This is a genomic window from Ruegeria sp. MALMAid1280 (genome assembly GCF_049195285.1).
Taxonomy (GTDB): Bacteria; Pseudomonadota; Alphaproteobacteria; order Rhodobacterales; family Rhodobacteraceae; genus Ruegeria.
In genome coordinates this window covers 1-2,337 of record NZ_JBMIRT010000022.1, presented here as the reverse complement: position 1 = coordinate 2,337, position 2,337 = coordinate 1, and the positions used below count along the sequence as shown (strand labels likewise).

Below are 2,337 nucleotides of genomic sequence, written 5' to 3'. Positions count from 1 at the left end.
GCTGGACAACATCATCGCGGTGGCGATGAACGATGCGGTTCTGGTGGCGGATGCGTCGCGGGCGCAGGACGTCAAGAAAGCGGTCACCGCGCTGAAGGAAAAAGGCGCCGCGCAGGCCACGGCCTTCCCCAAGGATCACCGTCCCTGGGGCTGGTTCGAAAGCCTTGTGGTCGGCGACCGGTTCCAGGTCAAGCGCATCCACGTCCACCCCGGCGCCGCGCTGAGCCTGCAGAGCCATTTCCACCGGTCCGAGCACTGGATCGTGGTCGAAGGCACCGCCCGCGTGACCATTGATGACCATCAGCAACTGGTGACCGAGAACCAGTCGGTCTACATCCCGCTGGGCGCGGTGCACCGGATGGAGAACCCCGGCAAGGTCCCGATGGTTCTGATCGAGGTGCAGACCGGCACCTATCTGGGCGAGGACGACATCGTGCGCTACGAGGACGTCTACGCCCGCGGTCAGGGCGCAAAAGGCTGAGCGCGACTCAACGTTCAGCACAAATCAAGGCCTCCAAACAGGGTGCCTTTTTTTGTGTCGCTTCGCCGATCAGGCAGCGCAACGCACGATGGGCTTTCAGGTCGTTAAGCGGTTTTGGCTAGCGTTCCGCTGATTGACACAGAGAACGAGACCCGACTCATGACGACCAACCCGTTTACAAACCGTGTTTCCAGCCTGTCCGGCCCTGCGCGTGACGTTGCCCCCGTGACCCCTTCTGACACCACCGACCTGGCCGAGGTAGCAATCGGTCTGTACGTCGAAACGGGCGGTACACTGGCAATGACCACGGTCCGAGGCGAAACACGCACCGTTCAGGTCGCTGATTTCTCGATCCTGCCCGTCGGCGTGACGCGCGTTCATGCCAGTGGCACGACTGCATCGGGTATTCACGCCCTTGTTCTGACCTAAGACAGAACCGGAGCCTGTCGCGCCCCTTTTGTGCGGCAGGCTATCTTTTGGCCGCGCGTGTGCGTCCGGTCTTAATCGGCGCCGAACAGATCGCGGGTAAAGACCTTGTCGCTGACCTCGCGGATTTCGTCCGACAGGCGGTTGGCGACGATCAGGTCGGCCTGCTGCTTGAACGCCTCCAAATCGCGGATCACCGGTGAGTGGAAAAAGTGATCCGCGCACAGCGTCGGCTCATAGACGATGACCTGAATGCCCTTGGCCTTGATCCGTTTCATGATGCCCTGAACCGAGCTTTGGCGGAAATTGTCGCTGCCCTCTTTCATCACCAGGCGGTAGATGCCGACGATCTTTGGCCCCTTCATCAGAATCCGGTCGCTGAGGAAATCCTTGCGGGTGCGGTTGGCATCGACGATGGCGCGGATCAGGTTTTGCGGCACGTGGCTGTAATTGGCCAGCAGCTGCTTGGTATCCTTTGGCAGGCAATAACCGCCATAACCGAATGACGGGTTGTTGTAATGCGCGCCGATGCGCGGGTCGAGGCTGACGCCTTCGATGATCTGGCGCGGGTCCATGCCGCCAGCCAGGGAATAGCTGTCCAGTTCGTTGAAAAAGGCAACCCGCATTGCAAGGTATGTGTTGGCGAACAGCTTGATCGCCTCGGCCTCGTCCGCATCGGTGAACAGCACCGGAACATCCTTGTCCACCGCTCCTTCCAGCAGCAGATCGGCAAAGACCTTTGCCCGCTCGGACCGTTCGCCAACGATGATCCGGCTGGGGTGCAGGTTGTCAAACAGCGCCCGTCCCTCGCGCAGGAACTCCGGCGAGAAGATCACGTTGTCGGTGCCGAACCGCGTGCGGGCCTCGTTAACGAACCCCACCGGGATGGTGGATTTGATCACGATGGTGGCGTCTGGGTTCACCGTCGCGACCTGTTCGATCACCGCATCGACCGAGCTTGTGTCGAAGTAATTGCTGCGCGGATCGTAATTGGTGGGCGTGGCCACAACGACAAAGTCGGCCCCCGTATATGCGGCTTCGGCGTCGGTGGTGGCGGTCAGGTCAAGCGGGCGGTTGGACAGGAAATCCTTGATCTCGGCATCCTGGATCGGGCTTTGGCGCTGGTTAATCAGGCCCACGCGCTGTTGCGAGATGTCCAGCGCCACCACGTGATGGTTTTGCGCCAGCAGCACCGCGTTGGACAGACCCACATAGCCGATACCGACAACCGCAATTTTCATTTTTCTTTTCCTCATGAAAGCAGGGTTCCGGACACCGTAAAGGGGGCCGCCCGTCTTATCAATTGGCGGCAGCGTTGATGGGAGTTGTTATGAGGGATGGGGTTATTTGTGAGATTGTTCTGCCCCATTTTGTGACGGGGTTTTCTGCGATGAAGATGATGTCGTTGTTGCGCAGTTCGAACTGTGCGG

At 60.0% G+C, this 2,337-nt stretch carries 3 protein-coding genes; 2 read left to right on the top strand and 1 reads right to left on the bottom strand.

The annotated features are described in order from the left end of the window. Both ACOQFT_RS00295 and ACOQFT_RS00290 read left to right on the top strand, forming a co-directional pair. Positions 1 to 481: cupin domain-containing protein (locus ACOQFT_RS00295; RefSeq protein ID WP_421596080.1), on the top strand; the 481-nt coding region annotated here is incomplete at its 5' end. A 159-nt stretch (positions 482 to 640) separates the two neighbouring features. After that, complete coding sequence (locus ACOQFT_RS00290; RefSeq protein ID WP_421596079.1) at positions 641 to 910, top strand: spike base protein, RCAP_Rcc01079 family; 270 nt, start codon at positions 641 to 643, stop codon at positions 908 to 910. A 71-nt stretch (positions 911 to 981) separates the two neighbouring features. On the opposite strand, the gene ACOQFT_RS00285 is transcribed toward ACOQFT_RS00290, so the two are convergent. Further along, on the bottom strand, positions 982 to 2,148 hold the full coding sequence (locus tag ACOQFT_RS00285; RefSeq protein ID WP_421596077.1) for a nucleotide sugar dehydrogenase: 1,167 nt from the start codon (positions 2,146 to 2,148) through the stop codon (positions 982 to 984). Positions 2,149 to 2,337: the final 189 nt, after the last annotated feature.

What these genes read in the sequence shown, in the direction of transcription:
- ACOQFT_RS00290 (WP_421596079.1), top strand. Translation starts at nt 641, where the DNA reads ATGACGACCAACCCGTTTACAAACCGTGTTTCCAGCCTGTCCGGCCCT.
- ACOQFT_RS00285 (WP_421596077.1), bottom strand. Translation starts at nt 2,148, where the DNA reads ATGAAAATTGCGGTTGTCGGTATCGGCTATGTGGGTCTGTCCAACGCG.